1 pseudogene is annotated in these 1,085 nt (G+C 32.2%); it reads right to left on the minus strand.

The annotated features are described in order from the left end of the window. Positions 1–1,085: pseudogene (locus MBCUR_RS02455) on the minus strand (hypothetical protein); the annotation flags it as partial.

Genomic DNA, 1,085 nt, shown 5'->3' on the forward strand with positions numbered 1-1,085 from the left:
TCAATAGAGTTAATGGTTAAATTAGAATTAGTGTAAATTCCACCACCATTAATAGCTTTATTGTCATTAAAACTAGATTTACCAGTAATAGCTGTAACTCCACCATTTAAATACAATGCACCACCATCATTGGATGCATTGTTTCCATTAAACTTAGATGAAGAAATTTGTAAGTTTTTAAGGGAATAAATAGCTCCACCACTGTCAGATGCAAAATTATCACTAAAATTAGCTGAAACAATACTTAATACACCATTAGAATAAATCGCACCACCGCTGACACCATTATTGGATGAGAAATTTGAGTTGCTTAGTATTCTAGTTGTTCCTCCATTGATATATAATGCTCCACCATTATTAGATGCATTATTTTTGCTAAATATGGAGTTAGAAATATTTAAATCCTTAAGAGCATATATGGCTCCACCATTATTTGCATTGTTAGATATAAAATTAGATTTAGAAGAAATGATTATTTGACCATTTGCATAAATTGCTCCGCCAGAGGTGGTAGCAGTATTTTGTGAGAAGTTAACTGCATTAATTTGTAAATCATTTAAAGAATAGATTCCTCCGCCGTCTATAGCAGAATTGTTTTTAAATGTAGAGTCATTTAGATATTTAATTGGAATTATAGTATGAATTGCTCCACCCATGTTTGTGGCAGTATTGGAGTCAAAGATTAAGTTTTTTAAGATGATTATTTTGTTGTCATTAGTGGTTCTGTTGTATAATTCTAATGCTCCACCGTTATTTGCTTTGTTAGAGGTGAAGTTAGAGTTTAATATTGTGGCTGTTCCATTAAATATGAATATTGCTCCCCCTATACTGTTTGCATTATTTTGATTAAATATGGAGTTGCTAATAGTTACTTCGCAATCAGAGATTCTGATTGCTCCACCTATATTTGCACTGTTATTAATGAATTTACAGTTTATGATTTTAGTTCCTGTTCCACTGGCTATGGAAATGGCTCCTCCGTCATTTAGGGCGAAATTGTTAGTAAATGTTGAGTCTATGATTGTTAAATTTGTTGTACCAGATCTTATTGCTCCTCCTTGAACAAAATTATCTGTGCCTGGTTG

It is taken from the genome of Methanobrevibacter curvatus (assembly GCF_001639295.1).
Classification (GTDB): domain Archaea; phylum Methanobacteriota; class Methanobacteria; order Methanobacteriales; family Methanobacteriaceae; genus Methanoflexus; species Methanoflexus curvatus.